This is a genomic window from Enterococcus sulfureus ATCC 49903, from assembly GCF_000407605.1.
Lineage (GTDB): Bacteria > Bacillota > Bacilli > Lactobacillales > Enterococcaceae > Enterococcus_G > Enterococcus_G sulfureus.
Genome location: NZ_ASWO01000001.1, coordinates 64705 through 87967 on the forward strand (window position 1 = coordinate 64705; position 23263 = coordinate 87967).

17 protein-coding genes and 1 other annotated feature are annotated in these 23263 nt (G+C 38.9%); all 17 genes read right to left on the minus strand.

Annotated elements, in window-relative coordinates:
- Positions 1–29: 29 nt before the first annotated feature.
- The 17 genes from I573_RS00340 to rsmH all read right to left on the minus strand — a co-directional run bounded on the left by I573_RS00340 (position 30) and on the right by rsmH (position 23263).
- The gene (locus tag I573_RS00340; RefSeq protein ID WP_016184562.1) at positions 30–1469 is read right to left on the minus strand and encodes a glutamate synthase subunit beta; all 1440 of its coding nucleotides are present in this window, start codon (positions 1467–1469) and stop codon (positions 30–32) included.
- 5 nt (positions 1470–1474) lie between these two features.
- The gene (gltB, locus tag I573_RS00345; RefSeq protein WP_016184563.1) at positions 1475–5968 is read right to left on the minus strand and encodes a glutamate synthase large subunit; all 4494 of its coding nucleotides are present in this window, start codon (positions 5966–5968) and stop codon (positions 1475–1477) included.
- 296 nt (positions 5969–6264) lie between these two features.
- On the minus strand, positions 6265–9060 hold the full coding sequence (ileS, locus tag I573_RS00350; RefSeq protein WP_016184564.1) for an isoleucine--tRNA ligase: 2796 nt from the start codon (positions 9058–9060) through the stop codon (positions 6265–6267).
- Between the two features lie 58 nt (positions 9061–9118).
- Positions 9119–9326 (minus strand) — a binding site (T-box leader).
- Positions 9320–10018, minus strand: a complete 699-nt coding sequence (locus I573_RS00355) for a DivIVA domain-containing protein (RefSeq protein WP_016184565.1) — start codon at positions 10016–10018, stop codon at positions 9320–9322. It overlaps the preceding feature by 7 nt.
- 18 nt (positions 10019–10036) lie before the next feature.
- Entirely contained in the window at positions 10037–10819 is a 783-nt protein-coding gene (locus I573_RS00360) for a YlmH family RNA-binding protein (protein WP_016184566.1), read from the minus strand.
- A gap of 21 nt (positions 10820–10840) precedes the next feature.
- Entirely contained in the window at positions 10841–11095 is a 255-nt protein-coding gene (locus I573_RS00365; protein ID WP_016184567.1) for a YggT family protein, read from the minus strand.
- A 36-nt stretch (positions 11096–11131) separates the two neighbouring features.
- Positions 11132–11770 carry a cell division protein SepF gene (locus tag I573_RS00370; RefSeq protein ID WP_016184568.1) on the minus strand — a complete coding sequence of 213 codons (639 nt, stop codon included), beginning with the start codon at positions 11768–11770 and terminating at the stop codon, positions 11132–11134.
- 16 nt (positions 11771–11786) lie between these two features.
- Positions 11787–12464: a YggS family pyridoxal phosphate-dependent enzyme gene (locus tag I573_RS00375; protein ID WP_016184569.1), complete on the minus strand. Its 678-nt coding sequence runs from the start codon at positions 12462–12464 to the stop codon at positions 11787–11789.
- 15 nt (positions 12465–12479) lie between these two features.
- On the minus strand, positions 12480–13721 hold the full coding sequence (gene ftsZ / locus I573_RS00380) for a cell division protein FtsZ (protein ID WP_016184570.1): 1242 nt from the start codon (positions 13719–13721) through the stop codon (positions 12480–12482).
- Between the two features lie 24 nt (positions 13722–13745).
- A complete protein-coding gene (gene ftsA / locus I573_RS00385) occupies positions 13746–15083 on the minus strand; it encodes a cell division protein FtsA (protein WP_016184571.1) in 1338 nt (445 codons plus the stop codon).
- Between the two features lie 164 nt (positions 15084–15247).
- Positions 15248–16192, minus strand: a complete 945-nt coding sequence (locus I573_RS00390; RefSeq protein ID WP_016184572.1) for a cell division protein FtsQ/DivIB — start codon at positions 16190–16192, stop codon at positions 15248–15250.
- Positions 16193–16203: 11 nt separating this feature from the next.
- Positions 16204–17298 (minus strand): undecaprenyldiphospho-muramoylpentapeptide beta-N-acetylglucosaminyltransferase, encoded by a 1095-nt coding sequence (murG, locus tag I573_RS00395; RefSeq protein ID WP_016184573.1) that lies wholly within the window; start codon positions 17296–17298, stop codon positions 16204–16206.
- 14 nt (positions 17299–17312) lie between these two features.
- Complete coding sequence (gene murD, locus I573_RS00400) at positions 17313–18677, minus strand: UDP-N-acetylmuramoyl-L-alanine--D-glutamate ligase (RefSeq protein WP_016184574.1); 1365 nt, start codon at positions 18675–18677, stop codon at positions 17313–17315.
- A gap of 12 nt (positions 18678–18689) precedes the next feature.
- Positions 18690–19652 (minus strand): phospho-N-acetylmuramoyl-pentapeptide-transferase, encoded by a 963-nt coding sequence (gene mraY / locus I573_RS00405; RefSeq protein WP_016184575.1) that lies wholly within the window; start codon positions 19650–19652, stop codon positions 18690–18692.
- Between the two features lie 22 nt (positions 19653–19674).
- Positions 19675–21891, minus strand: coding sequence for a penicillin-binding transpeptidase domain-containing protein (locus I573_RS00410; RefSeq protein ID WP_016184576.1), 2217 nt, complete (start codon positions 21889–21891; stop codon positions 19675–19677).
- Positions 21892–22299, minus strand: coding sequence for a cell division protein FtsL (gene ftsL, locus I573_RS00415; protein ID WP_016184577.1), 408 nt, complete (start codon positions 22297–22299; stop codon positions 21892–21894).
- On the minus strand, positions 22292–23263 hold the full coding sequence (gene rsmH, locus I573_RS00420) for a 16S rRNA (cytosine(1402)-N(4))-methyltransferase RsmH (protein WP_016184578.1): 972 nt from the start codon (positions 23261–23263) through the stop codon (positions 22292–22294). The genes ftsL and rsmH overlap by 8 nt, the downstream gene beginning before the upstream one ends.

The following is a 23263-nucleotide window of genomic DNA, read 5'->3' on the forward strand; positions in this document are numbered from 1 at the left end:
AACAACCTGATCATAATCAGGTTGTTTTTTTATTGGTAAACAAGAGCGCGTAAACTTTGATCAATTTTTTCTGCTGTCATTCGTCCTTCTTTGATTCCCCAAATCACTAAACTTGGACCACGCTTAGCATCTCCTGCCACGAGTATCCGTTCATTATTCGTCGTATTGTCATCATAGATTTCTTCTACGCCAAATTCTTCAAATAAACTGCGCTCTGGTCCAGAAAAACCCATAGCCAATAACACTAAATCGGCCTTTAAAATCGTTTTGCTTTCTGGGATTTCTTCATAGCGATCTTTCATTCGAACCACTTCAACGCCAATCAATTGTCCTCTTTCTGCTCCAATGAATGCTGTAGTGTTGATACTATTTAATTTGATCGAGCCGCCATAGACTTCGTGAGCTTCGATTTGTCCATAGCCTAATTTATCCACTTGTGGATATTCTGGCCACGGATTGTCTGCTGTACGCTCATGAGGGAGTTCTGGATTGATATTCAATTGCTTGATCGAAGCTGCTCCTTGACGCAAGGCAGAGGCCACACAATCGACTGCTGTATCTCCTCCACCAATTACGACAACATGTTTGCCTTCTAATTTACGACTCGTTGCTTGTTTGCCATGTTTTAAAATATCTTTGGTTGTTTCCGTTAAGTAATCCACAGCATAACGAATCCCATTTAACTCACGGCCAGATACTTTTAAATCACGCGGGACACTTGCTCCGGTTGCAATCACGACACGATCATAGTTTGCTTGTAATTCTTCTGCAGCTATATCTCGTCCAATTTCTGTATTGGCAACAAATGTAATCCCTAGATCCATCATCAAATCAATTCGTCGTTGAACGATTTCTTTATCTAATTTCATATTTGGGATACCATACATCAATAATCCACCAAAACGATCACTTCGTTCATAAATCGTTACGGCATGTCCCAATTGATTTAAACGCCAAGCAGCAGATAATCCAGCTGGTCCACTGCCAATAATCGCAATCTTAAAGCCGGTCGATTCTCCAGGTAAACCAGATTCTTTTACCCAGTCTTCTTCAAACGCAGTATCGATAATAAATCGTTCGTTTTCGTGAATGGTCACCCCTTCACCATTTAACGCTTCAGTACAACTTTGTTCACATGGCGCTGGACAGACTCTTCCTGTCATTTCAGGTAACGGATTTGTTCGTGCCAATCGTTCAAACGCATCTTTAAAACGCCCTTGATGTACAAGATCATTCCATTCTGGTATCAAGTTGTCATTTGGACAACCCGATACCGTCTTTTTCCCACCAAAAAATGTACCTGTATGGCAAAATGGAATTCCACATCCCATACATCGTGCAGCTTGCTCTTGACGTTCTTTAGTCGATAATGGAACTTGGATTTCCTCCCAGTCTTTTATCCGTTCAGCCACTGCACGTGCAGGATTTTCTTTTTTTTCGTATTTTAAAAAACCAAATGGATCTGCCATTATGTTCAGTCCTTTCTTGATGGAATCGATAGTTGTGCCCCAATCATCGATTCAAATGCTTGTTCAACCGCATCTACTTTTGTAAGACCTTCTTGTTCAAAGGCTTTTGTTCGATCAATCATTTCATGATATTCAGTTGGATATACTTTGACAAAATAGCGTTTTTCTTCTTCCCAGTGGCTTAAGATATATGCTGCTTTCGTCGATTTTGTATAGAGCAATTGTTTTTCAATCATTTCTTTAACGACTTGATCATCGCCACTTTCATCTAGACCGAATAAGTCTACCATTTCTAAATTGCATTTTTCATGAAAAGTCTGAGTTTTATCATACACATACGCTACTCCACCAGACATTCCCGCTGCAAAATTGCGTCCTGTTTTCCCTAAAATGACAACCGTACCACCTGTCATGTATTCACAACCGTGATCTCCAACACCTTCTACGACAACATTCGCCCCGCTATTTCGGACACAAAAACGCTCGCCAGCCGTTCCTCTAAAGTAAGCTTCTCCTTTATTGGCACCAAAACAGGCTACGTTTCCTACAATTGGAGAGTGATCGACATCATAGGCCGCGTCTTTTGGTGGCATGATGATCAAACGCCCTCCGCTTAGACCTTTTGCGACATAGTCATTTGCTTCACCAATCAGCGTCAGCTGCATTCCTTGTGTTGCAAAAGCGCCAAAACTTTGTCCAGCGATCCCCGTGTACGTATAATTCAATAGTCCAGATTGTAAGGTATAATTGCCAAAACGTTCTGCGATCCAACCAGCCATTTTCGCACCCACTGAACGTTCGACATTGTTGATCGTTTGTGTAGTCGATGCAGCAGTCGCATTCGTTAGGGCTGCTTGACTATAGGCATCTAATTCTTTCCATTGACGTTTTTCAGCAAACGGATCTTCTACTTTGCGCTCGATTCCAATATTGCGACCAAGCATTTTTGAAAAGTCCAATGATTTTGCTTTTCCTTTAGCCAGATAACGCGGTTGCAATACTTCAGCCTGTCCGACCATTTCATCGATCGTTCTAAATCCTAATTGTGCCATAATCTCACGCAAGTCTTCAGCTAAAAAGAACATCGCATTGATGACATGTTCTGGTTTTCCTGCAAAGAATTTGCGCAAGGCTGGATTTTGTGTCGCTACTCCTACTGGACAAGTGTTTAAACTACACACACGCATCATTACACAACCTACTGCAACCAAGATCAAAGAGGCAAAACTGTATTCTTCTGCACCAAGTAACGTAGCGATCGCGATATCGCGACCGGTCATCAATTTACCATCCGTCTCAAGTGTCATACGTTGGCGCAAGCGATTCATACTCAATGTTTGATGCGCTTCAGCTAAGCCCATTTCCCATGGCAAACCAGCATCACGAACTGAATTTCTTGGTGAAGCGCCAGTTCCTCCATCATATCCTGAAATCACAACGACATCAGCACCTGCTTTGACCACACCGGTAGCAATCGTCCCTACACCGGTACTCGACACCAATTTCACGTTGATTTTCGCATACGGATTGATCGTTTTTAAATCATAGATCAATTGTGCCAAATCTTCGATCGAATAAATGTCATGATGTGGTGGTGGTGAGATCAAGCGAACTCCAGGTGTTGACCCACGGATCTCGGCAACCCAAGGGAAAACTTTATTTCCTGGTAATTGTCCTCCTTCACCAGGTTTTGCTCCTTGAGCGATTTTGATTTGTAACTCTTCTGCACTCATTAAATACTCTGCATTTACGCCAAATCGTCCTGAGGCTACTTGTTTGATTTTAGAATTCAGATTGGTTCCATCTTTTTTCGGATAAAAACGATCGCGATGCTCGCCGCCTTCTCCACTATTTGATTTTGCACCGATTTGATTCATGGCTTGTGCGATACAAGTATGTGCTTCTTCGCTCAATGATCCATACGACATCGCCCCTACTTTAAATCGCTTCACGATACGTTCAGCCGGTTCTACTTCTTCTAAGGCAATCGAAGGACGTGTTTGCTTGAATTCCCAAATCGTACGTAAGGTCGTCGGTGTCGTCAAGGCTTCTTGATTCAACTGATTGGCATATTCCTTATACAAACTATAATCACCCGTACGCACGGCTTTTTGAAAATTATAAATCGTTTTAGGATTAAACAAATGATGCTCTCCATCTGATTTATATTGGAAGCTCCCGCCAGATGGTAAATAATCACGTGCTTTTTCACCATATGCTGCATCATAACGTTTGATATATTCTTGTTCGATTTGTTCTAATGATAATCCTTCGATCCGTGTCACGGTTCCTGTAAAATATTCTTCGATTACAGCACTAGAGATCCCTACCGCTTCAAACAATTGTGCTCCTTGATAGCCTGCAATGGTCGAAATCCCCATACGTGACATAATTTTAATAATGCCTTTTTCACAGGCTTTACGATACGATTCGATTTTGTCTTCTAAATGATAAAAAGCAAGGGTTTCATAAGCGCCGTAAGGATGAATCGCACTTGCACCGTATCCAATCAACATCGCGTAATGATGGACCTCACATACTTCTGCAGTATCTACCACTAAGGAAACTTGTGACGCTTTTCCTTGACGAACCAAATGATTATGCAACCCTGCTACTGCAAGCAAGATCGGAATCGCTAGTTGTCCTTTTTGACGATCACGATCGGTCAGTACTAAAATCGTAGCCCCTGCATCGACTTTTGCTTCTGCCTCTTTAAACAGAGTCTCCAAGGCAGTTTTTAAGGTATGTCGTGTTGCTTGTTTGGTGTACAGAATGGATTGTGTCATCGTTTTTTGCTTATTTTGTTTAAAGGCACGCAGTTTTAAAAAATTATTTGTGGTTAACACTGGACTGTCGACTTTTAGTTTGCGACTATTTTCTGGAATATCTTGACGGATATCCGCTGCTCGACCTAAAAATAGAGAGGTTCCAATGACAAGCTGTTCACGGATCGCATCGATCGGTGGATTCGTTACTTGCGCGAATTGCTGTTTAAAATACGTAAACAACGATTGTGGCTGATCGCTTAAAATCGCTAATGGAGAATCAAAGCCCATTGAGATCACAGGCTCTTCGCCATTTTGAGCCATTGGGATGATCAAGGTTCGAATAATCTCATCTGTGTATCCATTTAGTTTCCATAGTCGAAGCAATTCTTCAGAGTCATATGTAGCTGTCTCGTTTACATCCGGTAGCTCTTCTAACGTGAGTAATTGTTTCGTCAACCATTTTTTATATGGATATTTTGTTGCATATGTAGTTTTGATTTCATCATTGTACGTAATTTTTCCAGTTGTCGTATCCACTAAAAAAATATTTGCAGGTCCTAAAACACCTTTTTTGATGATCGTAGCAGGATCTATATCTACTACACCAGATTCAGACGCCACCACGACTAGACCATCTTCAGTGATCAAATAACGTGAAGGGCGTAATCCATTACGATCTAGACAAGCGCCTACGACTTCACCATCTGTAAAACACAAAGCAGCTGGTCCATCCCAAGGTGCCATGAAACTTGCATTATATTCATGAAAAGCTTTTAATTCATCTGATAATCCTGTTTGTTCTCCCCAAGCTTCAGGTACCATCATCATTAAGGCTTGTGGAATATCTCGTCCGTTACGATACAAATATTCCATACAATTTTCTAATTTAGCTGAATCTGAACTCTCGTCATCATAGACTTCGATTTGATGACTATGCATCCAATTTTCGGCGCCTCGCAATGTATTGATTTCTCCATTATGCGCTAAAAAACGAAACGGTTGTGCACGGTCCCAACTTGGGAACGTATTCGTCGAAAAACGAGAATGGATCAATGCCACGTGTGTTTGTAGCTCAGGATCTTGCAGATCTTTATAGAATAAACGAACTTGATAGGCATGTAACATCCCTTTATAGACGATCGTTTTACTTGATAAACTACAGATTGACACTTCGTTCGCTGCAAAACTTTTTTCTAATGTGCGTCTTAACTGAAAGAGTTGATCTTCAAATGCTCGACCAACAGGCGTATCTAATGGTTTTTCAATAAAAATTTGTACAAAACTCGGCATCACTTGTTGCGCACCGGGTCCACAGTTCGAAAAAGCATATGGAACATCTCGCTGCCAACGTACACTAAAACCTTCTGCTGCAATTTCTTGAATGATCGCTTGTTGCATCGCCATTTTTTTCGTTTTCTCTTTAGGAAGAAACAACATCGCGACGGCATAATCACCTAAATGAGGTAAGGTGATCGCCGCTTTTTTTGCTTCTTTTTGAAAAAAAGTATCGGGTAACGCCATTAAAATTCCAGCACCATCTCCAGTATCTGGTTCTGCTCCCGTTCCTCCACGATGATTCATTCTTTCTAACATCGTCAATGCATAATCTACTAATTGATGCGAAGGTTTTCCTTCTCGTTGGGCAATAAAGCCCATACCACATGCATCTTTTTCGAAAGTTGGATCATATAAGCTGTATTTCATCTCGTCATGGTTTAAAAAAGTGTTCATAGTCTACACCTACTTTTTTTATTTGAAGATTCAGATAATTCATATTATGAGAAATAAATTGTTAAATATTACATTTTCTCATTCTATTTTTATATTTATACGTCGTAATCTACAGTTTACACATTTTTCGCTATTTTTCCATGCCATTTTTCTGTTTATATATGAGAATCGTTCTCATTTATCGATTATTTTTTATTTTATATCGTGTAACCGAATTCTTTATCTACTTTTCCTAATAAAAAAAAAGAAGATTCCCGTTAAGGAATCTTCTTTTAAAGACGAACGTTATCTAGTAATTATTTTTGTTCGAAGCCTTCTGCTACTGCTTCAGGAAATTCTGCTTCCACGATTTCTGTACAATGGTCACATAAATGTGGCAATTGTGGGTTTGATCCTACATGTGTTTTCACTTGACGGCAACGTTCACATACTTCTCCGTCGGCTTTTTCAACTAAAATGGCCACATCATCAAAAACTTGTGCTGCTTCTGGAGCTGCTAATGAAGCTGGTTTTACTTCAAAGAAGTCTGGTGAAATGATCAACAACTGGGCAATATCCGTATCGACTGCATGAAGCAATGTATGGATTACTTCAGAAGGATAGATAGTCACTTTTGCTTCCATTGATTTTCCAATCAATTTCTCATTACGTGCTACTTCTAAAGCTTTTAAGACATTGTCTCTAAAGTCCATGAAGGCAGACCAGATATCTAGTAGTTCTGCTTGGTTCGTAAACTCTACTGCTTCTGGTAATTCAGCCAATTGCACATACTCTTCTTCTTCTTTCAAATGAGACCAAATTTCTTCAGCTGTATGCGGTAAGATCGGTGTCATGATTTTTGTTAAGGCTACTGCCACTTCATAAAAGACGGTTTGCATACAACGACGCGCGTGTGCATCTGCTTTTTCAATATAGACCACATCTTTAGCAAAGTCTAAATAAAATGCAGATAGATCAACCGTTAAGAAGTTCATCAATGTACGATAGATATGAACAAAGTTGTATTTTTCATAGCCTTGTTCACGGATTTCTTTAATCACTTGATTCAAACGAACCATTAAATATTTATCAACTGAACGCAACTCTTCATAAGGTACAGCCATTTCTGGTGTAAAGTCTTCCGTATTAGCTAGTAAGAAACGCATTGTATTACGGATTTTACGATAGACTTCTGACACTTGTGTCAAGGTATTCATGTCGACACGAACATCTGATTCAGAGTCTACACTTGCTACCCATAAACGTAAAATATCCGCACCCATTTGATTGATGACTTTATTTGGTTCGATTGTATTGCCTAGTGATTTACTTTGTTTACGACCTTGAGGATCTAAAGTAAATCCTTGAGATAAGACAGCTTTATAAGGTGCGACTTTATTGATCGCCACACTTGTCGTAATACTTGAGTTAAACCAACCACGATATTGATCAGAGCCTTCTAAATACATATCTGCAGGGAAACTTAAGTCTTTGCGTTGACGTAAAACGGCTTCATGTGAAGAACCAGAATCAAACCAAACATCCATGATATCTGTTTCTTTTGTGAACTCATTATTTGGTGAACTTGGATGTGTGAATCCTTCTGGTAACAACTCACGTGCTTCACGTTCAAACCATACATTTGATCCATGTTCAGCAAATAGATTCGCAATATGTTCAACCGTTTCTGGTGTGATGATTGGATCTCCATTTTCAGCATAAAAAATTGGTAATGGTACACCCCAGGCACGTTGACGTGAGATTACCCAATCGCCACGATCACGAATCATGTTATATAGACGCGTTTTACCCCAAGGGATGATCCAGTCGACTTTTTCGATTTCATCTAAGATATCTTGACGGAATTTATCGATTGAAGCAAACCACTGCGCAGTTGCACGGTAGATCACTGGTTTTTTCGTACGCCAGTCATGTGGGTAGCTATGTGTAAAGTAATCCACTTTTAATAAAGAATTATTTTCTTTTAATTGTTCGATTACCATTGGATTGGCTTTTTCATAGAAAATACCTTCAAATCCAGGTGCTTCAGCTGTGTAGACTCCGCGACTATCTAATGGAGACAATACGTCTAAACCATATTTTTTCCCTACGATATAGTCATCTTCACCATGGCCTGGTGCTGTATGAACTAATCCTGTACCTGCATCAAGTGTGACATGGTCTCCTAGCATCACAAGTGAAGTACGATCATACAATGGATGTTGTGCTGTCATGTATTCCAATTCTTGACCTGCAAATTCATTGATGACTTCCACTTCTTGCCAACCGATTTCATTTGTTACAGTTTCTAATAAATCTTTCGCTACAACAAATTTACGACCATCGGCTACGATCTGTACGTATTTATACTCAGGATTTACCGAGATACCTAAGTTCGATGGAATCGTCCAAGGAGTTGTTGTCCAAATGACAAGTGCTGTCTCTTGATCCAATAACTCTTTTCCATCTACAATGTTAAACGCAACATAGATTGAAGGAGACTCGACATCTTTATACTCGATTTCTGCTTCTGCTAATGAAGATTCACTTGATGGTGACCAATAAATTGGTTTTAAACCTTTGTAGATATAGCCGTTTTCAGCCATTTTTCCAAATACTCGGATCTCTTCAGCTTCATAATCAGGAGTTAAGGTGATATAAGGATTTTCCCAATCTCCAGCGATTCCCAAACGTTTAAAATCTTCACGTTGTTTGTCTACTTGACTCATCGCATATTCATAACATTTTTGACGGTATTCTGTCATCGACATTTCTTTACGTTTGATTCCTTTATTTGCCAAGACTTGCTCGATTGGTAATCCATGTGTATCCCAACCTGGTACATACGGTGCACGGAAACCTGACATTGCTTTTGAGCGCACGATGATGTCTTTACTGATTTTATTTAATGCATGGCCTAAATGGATATTTCCGTTCGCATACGGAGGACCATCATGCAAAATAAAAGTTGGTTTACCTTCATTTTTTGCTTGGATCATGTTGTACATGTCCTTTTCGTTCCAGTCTTTTTGCCATTCTACTTCACGAGTTGGCAAATTTCCACGCATTGGAAAAGCGGTTTTTCCAAGATGCAAGGTTTCTTTCATCTTCATTGAAATTGCTCCTTTAATTTTGATTATAAACCTAAAAAAAAGCCCCTTCTATTCACATAGAAGGGACGAATTTACACGCGGTACCACCCAGATTTCAGATAGTTGTCTATCTGCACTCTTGATTGGTAACGAAATCACTCGTCATATCTTACTGATTTCAGATACGAAACTTTTAGAGGATCTAACGTTATACAGGGTTTACTGGGCTCGCACCATTTCCAGTTCGCTTTAAAAATATATACCGTTTTTCTGTTCTAAATTAGTTATCTTGAGGAACGTCGATGATTTTTTCGCTTGAATCTACCACTACGATTTCATCCACAAGTTCTTCTGTTTCAACTGAGTTTACTTCAAATTCATTTTCATTGTCAAGCTCTTTTGATAAAACTTCTTTGATCAATGAATCGCTATCTTGTACATACGTAGAAAATGGTTTTAAAATTTCTTCCCATTCTGGACTTTTCACTTGCTCTAATTGTGCTTCTAGCATCAATGAAAGATTGCTGTGGAAGACACGGGTCTTTTTCTTCAACTCATTTGTTTCGTTTGCTAATTGACGTGCATTTTCAGTAGCAGCTTCTAAGATTTCTTTTGCTTTTTCTTCTGCAGTCGTTGTAAGTTCGTATGCACGTTTTTCAGCAGTTGTAATCAATTCATCTGCACGATTTTCTGCTGCAGCGACCAATACTTCTGATTCTTTGCTTGCACTAGTTTTCACTTTATCTGCTGTATCTTGAGCTACGATGATTGATTGGTTCAATGCATCTTTTAGTTCATTGAAATATTCTAATTTTTCTTCTGCATGTTTTAAAGCTTTTTCAAGTTCACGATTTTTTTGAACAGCTGCTTCGTAGTCACGAACAACAAGATCTAAAAAGTCGTCTACTTCATTTTTTTCATATCCGCGCATTTTTACGGGAAAGTTTTTATTTTGAATGTCTAATGGAGTTAATGCCATGTCTTACACCTCTTCATATTATTTACGCAATACACCTAATGCTAGACGTATCTTTTCTTTTTTCGTGGTTCCTTCGATTCGCTGGATCTGAATTCGACCATATCCACGTATCGATAAAATATCAAGTAAATCTAATGGAAAATCTGGTTTCGTAATCACACGCCAGTTTAATTTTACCTTCTCAGAATCGATCAATTGTTTTGCTCGTTGTCTTGAAATCGAAAAAACAGAAGCAATGATCGTATCTAAACGCATGGAGCTAACAATCACAAGTTCATCAGACCAACTATCTTTTGGTAAAATCATCTCTGTATAGTTTTTTTCTTCTAAACGCGCATTGACACGTCCGATTTTTGTGACTTGCATCTCGATATAACGGCTGACTTCTTGGGCTACAAACACTTGCCATGTTTCTCCATCCGATAAAATATCACCGAAAAATTCACGCTTTACTCCAGCATTGACTAAAGTACCTAAAATTTTACCATGCGTCAATGTTGTAAATTTTTTAGGATAATTGATTTCAAATAATACGATATCAAATTCTTCGGTCGTTGGTGTATAGTAATCAGGATAGATCAAACACCGTACACGTTCTGCTTGTTCATAACCGCCGTAAAACCGAAATTCTAGATCCGAAGTTTGTCGAATCAATGTTTCCACGATATAGGCTTGTCTAGGATCTAAAAAATCAGTGAGATATGGTGCATATTGTATCTGAACTTGTTCGATCCAGTCACTCACGCTATCAATAAAAGGGTGTTCATCGGCGCGAAAATGTTGGTACACATTTGCGTTCATCGATAATTCACCCCCTTTTGGTTAAAAAATTAGATTTGCTAGAATAGTTGTTAATGCTTGACTTGCTAGATTTAAAATAATGATTGCCGCTGCAATCGTAAAGTCGATTGGCCCCAAGCGTAAATTCAAATGATCAAATAGACTTAAATATGGTTCACAAATGCGACTTAATAGTTTTCCAAATCCAGACTGGTATCCTCCTGGAAACCAAGATAACAAGGCATAGATTACTAGTAAAATCGTATATACATATACGATATCGTTAAATAACGACAATAGTTGATAGATTAAGATAAGCGTACCCTCCTTTGCCTATTGCTCAAATAGATGGCTGCTTGCTAAAGACTGTGCGGTACCATCGATTTCAATTCCTTTTGGTGTGCATAAAAAGATTTCATCGGCAACACGTTTAATGTCACCATCTTCAGCATACACGGTGCCAGTCAGAAAATCAACGATTCGACGTGCTTGGTACTCTTCAATTAAGTGAAAATTAACCAATACCGGTTTTCCCGCTAAAATCGTTTTCGCAATCGTCATCGCTTCAGAATAAGCACGAGGTTCCATAATCACGATTCGGCTATGATCTACAGCTTGAACTTTGTTCATTCGATTTTGAGAAGGTTGATCATGCATCTTCACGACTTTTTTCGTTTCTTTTTGTGGCGCATGAGTAGTCATTGGTTCTTCATCATATGCAACGTTTGTTTGATTGATATCAATTGAAGAAGGTTTAGGAATTTTCACACGCTTTTTAGATGTTTTCTCAACAGGCTCTTTTTTTGTCGGGCTTGCTTGTTTTGTGACAGTTTCAGTTGCAGCTTCTGGTTTTGGTTGCTTGACCAAGGAAGGTTTTGACGGCGTAGCTTTTGGCTGCACATAATCAAGTTCTTCATCGGGCATACTATCATTTAACCCAAAAAAATTCGAAATACTATCTTTTAATGACATGCTCAGTCCTCCTTTCTTACTCTTTAAATAGAGCAGTTCCAACTCGAATAAACGTCGCGCCCTCTTCAATGGCTACTGGATAGTCATTACTCATCCCCATACTTAATTCTGTACAAGGAGCGTAAGAAAGAGATTGGCTAGCGATCTGCTCTTGCATTTGTTTTAATTGATGAAATAGTGCATGTTGTTGTGCCACGGTTGAATCAAATGGTGCCATCATCATCAATCCTACAACACAAATACGATCATACTCAGCTAATTGTTGAATAAACTCAGGCACTTCCGTTAAGGAAATCCCTTGTTTACTGTCTTCACCGGAAACATTGACTTCCACAAAACACTGAATCACATGTTCCGCTCGTTTTTGAATTTCTGCAGCTAATCGAAGGCTATCTAGTGCATGGAAATAATCCAATTCATTGATGACTTGCTTCACTTTACGTCGTTGGAGATTGCCGATAAAATGCCAAGTCAAATTTTTTTCGTTCGCATGAACAGCTGCTTTTTTTGCTAAAAAAGCATCGACCCGGTTTTCTGCGCAATGGGTGATTCCTGCATCAATGATGTCTTGCGTTGCTCTTGCATCACTTGCCTTTGTAACAGCAATCAATTGTACGCTGTCACGCTTGCGTGAAGCAAGAGCACAAGAATTCTGGATTACTTGCTCCACTTGTCGCAAGTTCTCAGAAATCATGTGCTCGGCCTCCTCTTATCGTTTGCGACGGAAAAATGGTGGCGTATTTAATTCGTCATCATTTCCGGCTTGTTCTTCACGATGGAATGTGTCAAAGTCTTTTTTCTCAATTGAGTCAAATTGAGGTTCTTCAGTTTTTTGACGTACTGTTTGTTCTTTACGGATATCCCAATTTCCAAATGTGCTATTTTCTTCTTCAGCAGGAGTTGGTTGTGCTTGATCCATTTCTAAAACAGGTTTAGTTGGTGTTGTTTGGATCTGACTCGCTCTTTGTGTACGAGCAGATCTAACGTCCTTTTTTGTTGGGTCGATTCCTGTAGCAATAACTGTTACACGAATTTCGTCGCCCAATTCTTCATTGATTGATGTACCTAAGATAATATTTACATCTCCGCTTGCAGCACTTGCTACGATATCAGAAGCATCTTGTGCTTCAAATAACGTCATGTCCATACCACCCGTGATATTTAACAATACTTGCTCGGCACCATCGATTGATGTTTCTAACAATGGAGATGAGATCGCTTTTTTCGTTGCTTCAACGACACGTTCTTCACCTGTCGCTACACCGATACCCATCAATGCAGTACCTTGGTTTTCCATTACTGTTTTCACATCAGCAAAGTCTAAGTTTACGTAACCTGGAGCTGTAATCAAATCAGAGATTCCTTGTACCCCTTGGCGTAAAACGTTATCTGCTTCACGGAAAGCTTCTAGCATTGGTGTCTTTTTGTCTACTACTTCTAATAAACGGTTATTTGAAATAATTAATAATGTATCTACATTTTCTTTTAATTTCGCGATTCCTTCAGCTGCAAAGCGGCCGCGTTTTGGTCCTTCAAAAGTAAATGGACGTGTCACAACACCTACAGTTAATGCGCCTAATTCTTTCGCGATACTTGCTACGATTGGAGCCGCACCAGTACCTGTTCCGCCGCCCATTCCGGCAGTAATGAAGACCATATCCGCGCCTTCTAATGATTCACGGATCAATTGTTCACTTTCTTCAGCAGCTTTTTCGCCTACTTCTGGTTGAGAACCAGCACCCAATCCACGAGTGTATTTAGGTCCTAATTGAATGACTGTTTCAGCTTTTGAATTTTTTAATGCTTGAACGTCAGTATTTACGGTGATGAATTCAACACCTTTAACGTTTTCTTCGATCATACGGTTTACTGCGTTTCCACCACCGCCACCGACTCCGATGACTTTGATTACAGCGCCTTCGTTGATATTGTTATCAATTGAAAATTCCATAAGTGTTTATTCCTCCTACGTTTACTAATCAAAAATATTTGAAAAGAATCCTTTTACTTTATCGGTAATGCTTTCGTTATCTTGTTTTGACTCGTCGTCTACATCTTGATACACTGGAGCATCTTTTGGTTCTTCTTGTTTTGGTGTTTCTTTCACTGGCGCTTCTTTGACAACAGATTTCACTGTTTTTGTTAATTTTTCGCCAGTTACAGCGGCATTGGCTGCACGATAGACATCGCCAAGGTTTGCTGCATAATCAACTAAACTGATTACATTTGTAAAGACTGGATTACGAAGACCCATGTGGTTTGGTACGTATAATTTAACCGTTGTATCAAAGATCTCTTGTGCAAGATCTACAACACCTGGAAGACTTGCTGCACCACCAGTTAATACAACCCCACCTGGTAATTCAAACGCCTCAATATCGTCTAACACATCTTTTGCTTTGTTAAAGATTTGTTCCATACGCGCTTCAATAATTTCTGATAAATAACGTTCATCTACTTTAATTGGTTCATCTTTCCCAATTACATCAACTGGGAAATCTTCTGCAGCAGACGTACGTTCTGGATACGCATCTCCATAATTGATTTTTAATGCCTCGGCATTGTTAAATGAAGTGTTCAAGACTGTGGAAATATCTTTTGTGACAAATTCGCCACCTTCTTGATTGACGTCGGTAAATTTCAATTGTTTGTCATGCATCACTGCAACAGTCGTTTGACCGCCACCTAGATCCATTACGATCGTACCGAAGTCTTTTTCGCCATCTGACAAGATCGTTTCTGTTAAAGCTAGTGGTGTAATGATAACTTCATCGATAATCAAACCAGCTTTTTCTACACATTTTTTCACATTGTGAACAATGGTTTTTGGTCCAGTGTAGATTAACCCAAACATTTCTAAACGAACCCCAATCATACCGCGGGGATCTTTGATCCCTTCAAAACCATCTACAGTAAATTCTTGCGGGATAATCGCAACGATTTGACGTTCAGGTGGAACTGAACGAACCATTGCAGCCGATGCAACATTTTTTACATCTTCTTCCGTGATTTCTTTTGATTCACTGTTGACCGCAATCATCCCTTGGCAATTTTCAACTTCTAATAAGTTTGCCGGTAACCCTACGCTCACGCTACGGATTTGAATTCCTGCTTTTTCTTCTGCTTGTTTTACTGCTCGTTGAATCGCGTTCACTGTTTTTTCAATATCTACGACGATTCCTCGATTGATTCCTTCTGATTTAGCGTTTCCTACGCCAATGATATTCATTTGGTTGTCGACATATTCTGCAACAACAACTTTGACAGATGATGTTCCAATATCTAAGCCCACATAGATCCCTGATTTTGCCATGGATGGAATTCCCTCCTAATTGTTTCCTAATCGATTTGAATGAAACGTCTTCTCTAAAATTAGCACTCTCTTTTCATTTCTACCAATTTTACCATACCTTGGTAAGAATGATAAAGATGTAAGAATAAATTAATCACTAAATTTAATATAAAGCCCCCGAATTATTACGGATTGGTGACAGTTTCACTGGAATTAGGTGTTTCTTGTTCTTTTGAAGCTGATGTCGTGGTAGTTTCTGTTGTTTCTTCACCTTCAGAAGTTTCACTATATGGTGTATAAAAGATGCCGACTTCCATATCGATAATTCCTTTATCAGGTAGATCCTTGGCCACTTTAGGATAATACACCAATTGTTTGGCTAAATTTTCAATATTGACAATCACAGTATTGCCATCTTTCATCATCAAACGCAGTAATGAATCGTTTGCTTTTGTTGGCGTCGCATTGATTTGTGATATCGCCGATTGGATATCAGCTGGTAATTTTTCATATGCTTTGATTGTATCAATGATTGCTTGATCGTGTTTAAAGTCTTCTAAAATCACAAAACCATTTGTTGGTTTTTTTGTCCCCTGATCTAGCATCTTCCCATTTTCTAAAATCGGATAGTACAGGTTGCCTTTTGATAGTTGAGCGATTTGACCATATTCGGTCACGTTGATTTTTAATTCATTGAACGATTTGGGTACAATGCTTACGGATTTGATACGCACATTTTCTTTTTTGATCGCAGATATAGCCGTGGATCTATGCATATACTGTGTCAAAAAATCTTCATCATATACAAATTTAGAATCTGCAATCAACTTGTTCGCATCAATCGTCTGATTTCCACTGACCTGTATTGCGGCTAAGCGACTAGCAGGTGACACATAATAAATGGTAATCAACAATGGAATCAGCAAGATCCCAATAATCGTGCTAAGTCGACGCCACAATTTTTTACGTTGATACTTTTTAAACTGCGGTAAGGTATCGGTAAATGAAGGATGTTCTTTTGTTTCTTTTGGCTGGATATCTTTATTTGATTTCATTTTTTTTGACTGTTCGTCAAGCTCAACTTGTGATGGTTCAGTTGGTTTAGTGTTTCGTTCTTTATCTTTTGTCATCTTGCCTCTCCTTATTTCACTAGTTGTTGAACAAGATCATAGAGGCGACTAGAAGCATCGGGAATTCCTTGTGCTTTAGAAGCTTGCTTCATTTTTTGACGTTTAGCTTCATCTAACATGATCTCATCCACTGCAGCAACTAAATTAGTAGCAGTCAAGGTGGCATCTGAAATCATCGTAACCGCTCCAGCATTCACTAGGCTTTGTGCATTTTTTGTTTGATGATCATTGGTAACATACGGACTTGGGATTAAAATTGCTGGTAATCCTAAAGCAGTAAATTCCGCAATCGATGTCGCACCCGCGCGGCCAATTAACAAATCACTATTTGCCATCACTTCAGCCATTTGATCGATATACGGCTGGATACTAATATTTTTGAATCCATCTTTTGCCATTCCGATTTTTTCTTCGATTTCCTCATAATACCGTTCACCAGAAGCATATAAAACTTGATACTCTTTTTTAGAAAACTCTGGCAACGCCTCTAATACCGCTTGATTGATTTTCATCGCTCCTTGACTCCCACCGAAAATCAATACTGTTTTTTTAGTTGGATCTAAACGATATTGTTTTAAAATAGCAGATTCTTGAACATTCGCTACTTCTTGTGCCCGTGGATTTCCAACTAAACTCGTTTTTTGTTTTGGAAAATAGTGTTTCGCATCCTCAAATGCTACCGCTATACGATCGACATAACGCGCTAGAAACTTATTGGTCATTCCAGGTACACTATTTTGTTCATGAACGATCGTTGGAATGTTTAATTTAGCTGCAGCATATACCACTGCACCCGAAACATATCCACCCGTCCCGATGACTACATCTGGCTGAAATTCATTAAGAATTTTCTTTGCCTGACGAATACTTTTTAAAAACAACTGAATCGTTTTGACATTATCAAATGAAAGACTTCGTTTAAAACCTTGAATTTCTAATGTCTTAAATGGAATATTCATTTGTGGAACGATTTTATTTTCTAATCCTCTCGTAGCGCCCACATACATAAATGATGCATTAGGATCGATCGATTGGACGTACTTCACAAAGGCCAATGCTGGATAGATATGTCCACCAGTTCCTCCGCCTGTAACTAAAATTTTCATAGTAGACCTATCCTTTACTTATTTTTTACTGCTTGGACTGCGGCAATAAATCGATCTCCACGAATTTCAAAATTCGGGTATTGATCCCAACTGGCATTTGCAGGTGACAGTAAAATCGTGTCCCCTTCTGTCGCTAACTCAAACGCTACAGGAACAGCTGTTTCTACGTTTTCAGTTTCAATGATCGTTGAAATCCCTGCTTTTTTCGCTGCTCGTATCAGCTTGTCTTTCGTTTCTCCAAAAACAACGATAGCTTTTATTCCCTCTAGCGAAGGGATTAACGCATCAAATTCATTACCACGATCTAGGCCACCTGCAAGTAATACTAAAGTCGAGTTTTCAAATCCACCTAGAGCCATTTGTGTCGCTAAAATATTTGTCGCTTTTGAATCGTTATATACGCGAACCCCTTCAATTTCTCCTAAATATTGTGTACGGTGTTTTACACCTGAGAAATGACGAAGGGCATTTACGATCGCTTGTGTTTCGATGTTTTGCAATTTAGCTACTACAATCGCTGCTAAAGCATTCTCGATATTATGTGCTCCTGGCACTCCAAGCTGTGAAACAGGCATGATCTCTTCATGTTGATAATACATTATTCCCTCTTGGACATAGGCACCTGCGACTACTTCTTGAGTACTAAATGGCACGACCGTAGCACGCGTTTTTTTAGCAAGTCGTCTTAACTCTTCTTGATTGAAGTTTAACACCAAGTAATCTTCTGGAGTCATGTTCTTTTGCATTTCCCACTTCGCTTTTACATAGTCTTCACGCGTACCATGATAATCTAAATGTGCTTCATATAAATTCGTCACAACCGCAATATGAGGATGAAACGCTGTGATTCCCATCAACTGAAAACTGGACAATTCCATCACCAAACGATCTTGAGCACTTACTTCTTGTGCGACTTCACTTGCAGGAAAACCAATATTTCCAGATAATCGCGCCACTCCTTTTTCCATTCCTGCGTTCAAACATTCGCCAATCATCGTCGTCGTGGTCGTTTTCCCATTTGTCCCTGTAATCCCAATAATCGGTGCATCTGAGATCTCATAAGCTAGTTCTACTTCAGTAATCACAGGGATCTGACGCTGTAAGGCACGTTCTATAAAAGGATGTGTATACGGAATACCAGGATTTTTTACGATCAGTGAAAATTCTTCATCCAGTAACTCTAATGGATGACTTCCTGTGATCACTTTAATTCCCTCTGTTAACAAATCTTGAGCTTGCGGATTTTCTTCAAACGGTTTTCCATCGTTAACGGTAACAAGTGCGCCCAAATTATGTAATAATTTGGCCGCACTAAATCCGCTTTTTGCAAGTCCGAATACAAGGACTTTTTTATTTTGATATGTCGTGATATTTTTCATCTTATCTCACTCCTATAATACGATCCACAATGTCAATAGTGAACAAATCAATCCAACTAACCAAAATACGATATTGATTTTCCACTCTGACCAGCCACTCATTTCAAAATGATGGTGGATCGGTGACATTTTAAAAATTCGTTTCCCTGTTAATTTGAAAGAGGCAACTTGCAACATAACACTAGCTGTTTCGCATACATATACTAATCCAACCAATAATAGCGTCCATTCTTGATGCAATAAGATCGAGATTGTTGCCAGTAACCCACCTAAAGCTAATGAGCCTACATCCCCCATAAAAATTTTAGCAGGTTTATGATTATAAAAGAAAAATCCGATTAATCCGCCTACTACGCTTAAACAAACAATTAAAATCGCATATTGTGCTTGCGCATAGGCAATGATTCCATAAGTGGCAAATGAAATTGTTCCTAATCCTGCAACCAATCCATCGATTCCATCAGTAAGATTGACGGCATTTGAAAAGCCGACTAACCAAATGACTACAAATAATCCAAACGCATAAGATAACGGAATCTCTAAGCCAAATGCATTCACTGTATTTGGTTGTCCATCAGAGAGATAGACTAAGTAAAATACGATTGCGCCAATAATTTGGCCAATTAATTTTTGAAGAGAATTTAATCCCATATTGCGTTTTTTAAAAATTTTTATAAAGTCATCTAAGAAACCAATAACGCCGTACAACGCTAAAATAAACAATAAGATAAACAAAGTAGAAGTTGCGGCTTTTTGCCAAATCCCTACCCAGATACTGGTAAAGATGATCGCGACTAAAAATACGACCCCGCCCATAGTAGGAGTACCTGATTTGACTTGATGCCATTTTGGACCTTCATCGCGGATTTCTTGTCCATATTTCTTCATTTGAAAATAGCCAATAAAAAGTGGCATAAATGCGATTGTAATGCCAAAACTACTGGCAATTGGTAATATCATTTCTTCCCAATTCATGTGTTTTTTCTCCTATTATAATTTACTCATTACTCGCTAGCGTAATGGTGATTCGATCTGATTTTTGAACAGGTTGATATGCTTCAATACTTTGTGCGGTCACAAACCCATCTCCTTTAAACTCTACATCTAAATCAAGTAGTGAAGCTAAACTTACCACATCTGCTTTAGACCATCCGGTTAAATCTGGCAAGACATGATCGGCACTATCCGTAAGTAAAATCAACCGCTCACCAGCTAAAACTTTGCTTCCAGTTGGAATCGATTGTTTCACCACTTTGGATCCAGTTCCAACCACGATTGGTTCTAATCCTATTTTTTGAGCAGAAGCTGCAGCTTGATCGGTATCAAAATTACGGTAATCCTCAACCATCACTTTTTCGATCTCCGCACTTGCTTCTTTCGTAGGTTCATCATTTGTTGAAGACAAGTCCATTGCACGTTTTAAAACTGCATTGGTAATATCAGATAAAGCATTGTAGTCATAGTCTTTTGGTTTTTTAATCGTCAGATAGAAGATATATTCTGGATTTTCTGAAGGCACCATCGAAACAGCCGAATAAATATAATCTGTTCCGCCAAATAAATATTTTCCATTTTCGACAATTTGAGCCGTTCCGGTTTTGACACTTACATCATATCCTGGAACATTATATTTTCCATAGGCGATTCCGTAATCTTTATTTTCAGTCGTATCGCGCATATATTGACGAGTCAATTGGGCGCTTTCTGCAGTCACAGGATTGCCAACTACTTCTTTTGACATCACGGTTTCTTTATTCGTATTTGGATCGACCAATTTTGTGATAAATTGTGGTTTGACCATGACACCATCATTTGCAATTGCCGTAAATGCTTGCATCATTTGAAAATTCGTGACCGCAACACCTTGCCCAAATGCGCTCATCGCACGGTCTACGATATTATCTGCTGGTAATTCACCACTAACTTCACCATTTAATCCTGAATAAGTACTTCTGCCAAAACCAAATTTTTTCAAATATTCTTGCCATGCATCAGGCATTTTTTCTTCTAAGATGACCATTCCTTTATTACTTGACCAAGATAATGCTTGTCGCATTGTAAGTAGGCCTTTTTCGCCATGGTCCCAATCATCGATTGTAGTATCGGCAACTTGGATTTTGCCACCTTGATAGGTTTCGTTTGGATTGTATACTCCTTGAGTCATTGCCGCAGCCGTCGTTAAGATCTTCATCGTTGAACCAGGCTCATAGGTATCTTGAACCAGAATATTTCCCCATTTAAATGTATCCGCGTTCGTACCTTCTTTTGTTTCTGGATCAAAACTTGGCTGTTGAGATAGCGCAATGATTTCTCCTGTATCCGCTTTGACTAACATAGCCGTCATATTTTCAGCATCTAATTTATCAAAATATTCCTTCATATATTGATCTAGATACACTTGGATCCGACTATCTAATGTCGTATAGATATCTTTTCCATCTTCAGCTGGTGTGGATTCTGAAATCGTCCCTGGCAGTGGATTTTGATAATTATCTTTTTGATAGACGATTTTCCCGTCTTTTCCTTTTAAGATATCATTATAAGCTGCTTCGATCCCCATTTTTCCGACAAGTTCTTTTTCACCGGTCTTTTCTTCCACGACATCAGTATACCCAATCAAATGAGAAGCGAATGCGCCATTTGGATAAAGACGTGCTGGACTTTCTGTAAAATAAATCCCTACTACATCTTTTTTTGCCATCGCTTCTTCAATGGCTTGTTTTTGTTTCAACGTTAGATTTTTAGCACTATTGACTTCGACTTGGTAGGATCCTTGTTTTTCACCATTTTCAAGTAATTTCACCACATCGTCAACATCTACGTTTTCAACTTGTGCCTTTAAAATTTTTGCCAAAGTTTCAAAGTTTTTTGACTCCGCATATAACTTTTTATCCCCTGTTGTATAGGTTTTGGATAACACAATATACGCAGAATACGAAGTCGCATCTTCCGCAATCGCGATGCCATTGCGATCATAAATCGTACCGCGTTTGGCAGCTACCGTTTCGCTTCCTTTGTATAGTGCATCTGTTTTATTTTTTAATGAGACATCTGCTACTTTGCCTGCTAATACGATATAACTCAAACGACCCGCAAATAAAAAGAACATCACAAAAGTCATAGAGAACAAAAAGATCCCTACTTTTTTGCGATTGCTCTTAGGTGTGCCGTTGTGTTTAGTGAAATATCGCTTGATTTTTTTTATGAGATTCATTTATTTCACATTCCTTAAATTATCCTCTTTATTGGTTAATCCTTTTTCTTCAGCGATTTTTTTAATACGATCGGTTTTGGTTAATTCATTTTTTTCTTGACGTAAATCATTGATTTGATTTTGATTTGTTGTAATTTCACTTTGAACTGTTGAGATTGCATTTTCAACAGAACTAATAGTCGTACGTAAATTGATTGTAAATAAGCCTAATGCGATTGCTCCAATGATAATACTTGCAATCAAATATTTTTCTAGACGACTTAATACAGCCAAACGATGTGCAGGAGACGTTGGCACAGAAACGACTTCTGGACGAATCAGTTGATCGGCATATCGAGTAGATTGCTCCGTTTGTTCTTCAGGTGTTAATGGTTGGAATTGATCTTCTTGAAACTTCAATTCAGCCATGGTTCGTCTCCTCACTTTCTTTTATTCTCTCTACGATTCGTAATTTAGCACTACGTGAACGATTATTTTCTTCCAGCTCTTCTTTAGAAGCTGTAATTGGTTTACGATTGACCAAACGTAGTTCTGGTTGAAACTCTTCTGGTATCATCGGTAGACCCGGTGGTACATCTTTTTGTTGACTGTACTCTTTAAAAATGGTTTTAACGATGCGATCTTCCAGTGAGTGAAAGGTGATCACACTGATTCTACCGTGAAGTGCAAGCAGATCGATTGCTTGTTCTAGTGAGTCTTCCACTACACCAAGTTCATCATTGACTGCAATACGTATCGCTTGAAAAATTCGTTTTGCTGGATGTCCACCTTTTCGTCTAGCTGGTGCTGGAATTCCTTCTTTGATCAACTCTACAAGTTCACCGGTTGTTTCGATCGGTTTGATTTCTCGTGCGCGTTCAATTTCTCGTGCAACTTGTTTTGAAAATTTTTCTTCTCCATAGCGAAAGAAAATTTTCACCAATTCATGGTAGCTATATGTATTGACCACATCATATGCAGAAAAATCTGCTGTCTCATCCATCCGCATATCAAGGGGGGCATCTTGATGGTAGCTAAATCCACGTTCCGCTTCATCTAGCTGTGGAGAGGAAACTCCCAGATCGTATAAAATCCCATCAACACGTGAGACACCTAAAGCCATAAGTTCTTCTTTCAAATAGCGGAAATTCCGTTTAATAAAGGTCACTTGACCTTTTTCAACATAAGGAGCTAAGCGCTGTTTCGCAAAATCAATGGCTTTTTGATCTTGATCAAATGCATAAAGATGACCTGAATCTCCCAATTGCTGAAGTATATATTCACTATGACCTGCACCTCCCAAGGTACAGTCTACGTAAATACCATCTTCTTTGATATTCAATCCGTCAACAGTCTCTTTTTTCATGACTGTATAATGCTGAAATTCTGTCAT

Excerpts from the sequence above, each read along its gene's own strand:
- gltB (WP_016184563.1), bottom strand. The coding sequence starts at position 5,968 with ATGAACACTTTTTTAAACCATGACGAGATGAAATACAGCTTATATGAT.
- ftsA (WP_016184571.1), bottom strand. The coding sequence starts at position 15,083 with ATGGCAAAATCAGGGATCTATGTGGGCTTAGATATTGGAACATCATCT.
- ileS (WP_016184564.1), bottom strand. The coding sequence starts at position 9,060 with ATGAAGATGAAAGAAACCTTGCATCTTGGAAAAACCGCTTTTCCAATG.
- I573_RS00355 (WP_016184565.1), bottom strand. The coding sequence starts at position 10,018 with ATGGCATTAACTCCATTAGACATTCAAAATAAAAACTTTCCCGTAAAA.
- ftsL (WP_016184577.1), bottom strand. The coding sequence starts at position 22,299 with ATGGCTGAATTGAAGTTTCAAGAAGATCAATTCCAACCATTAACACCT.
- I573_RS00360 (WP_016184566.1), bottom strand. The coding sequence starts at position 10,819 with ATGAACGCAAATGTGTACCAACATTTTCGCGCCGATGAACACCCTTTT.
- rsmH (WP_016184578.1), bottom strand. The coding sequence starts at position 23,263 with ATGACAGAATTTCAGCATTATACAGTCATGAAAAAAGAGACTGTTGAC.
- I573_RS00340 (WP_016184562.1), bottom strand. The coding sequence starts at position 1,469 with ATGGCAGATCCATTTGGTTTTTTAAAATACGAAAAAAAAGAAAATCCT.
- I573_RS00375 (WP_016184569.1), bottom strand. The coding sequence starts at position 12,464 with ATGATTTCTGAGAACTTGCGACAAGTGGAGCAAGTAATCCAGAATTCT.
- murD (WP_016184574.1), bottom strand. The coding sequence starts at position 18,677 with ATGAAAAATATCACGACATATCAAAATAAAAAAGTCCTTGTATTCGGA.
- I573_RS00410 (WP_016184576.1), bottom strand. The coding sequence starts at position 21,891 with ATGAATCTCATAAAAAAAATCAAGCGATATTTCACTAAACACAACGGC.
- I573_RS00390 (WP_016184572.1), bottom strand. The coding sequence starts at position 16,192 with ATGACAAAAGATAAAGAACGAAACACTAAACCAACTGAACCATCACAA.
- mraY (WP_016184575.1), bottom strand. The coding sequence starts at position 19,652 with ATGAATTGGGAAGAAATGATATTACCAATTGCCAGTAGTTTTGGCATT.
- murG (WP_016184573.1), bottom strand. The coding sequence starts at position 17,298 with ATGAAAATTTTAGTTACAGGCGGAGGAACTGGTGGACATATCTATCCA.
- I573_RS00370 (WP_016184568.1), bottom strand. The coding sequence starts at position 11,770 with ATGTCATTAAAAGATAGTATTTCGAATTTTTTTGGGTTAAATGATAGT.
- ftsZ (WP_016184570.1), bottom strand. The coding sequence starts at position 13,721 with ATGGAATTTTCAATTGATAACAATATCAACGAAGGCGCTGTAATCAAA.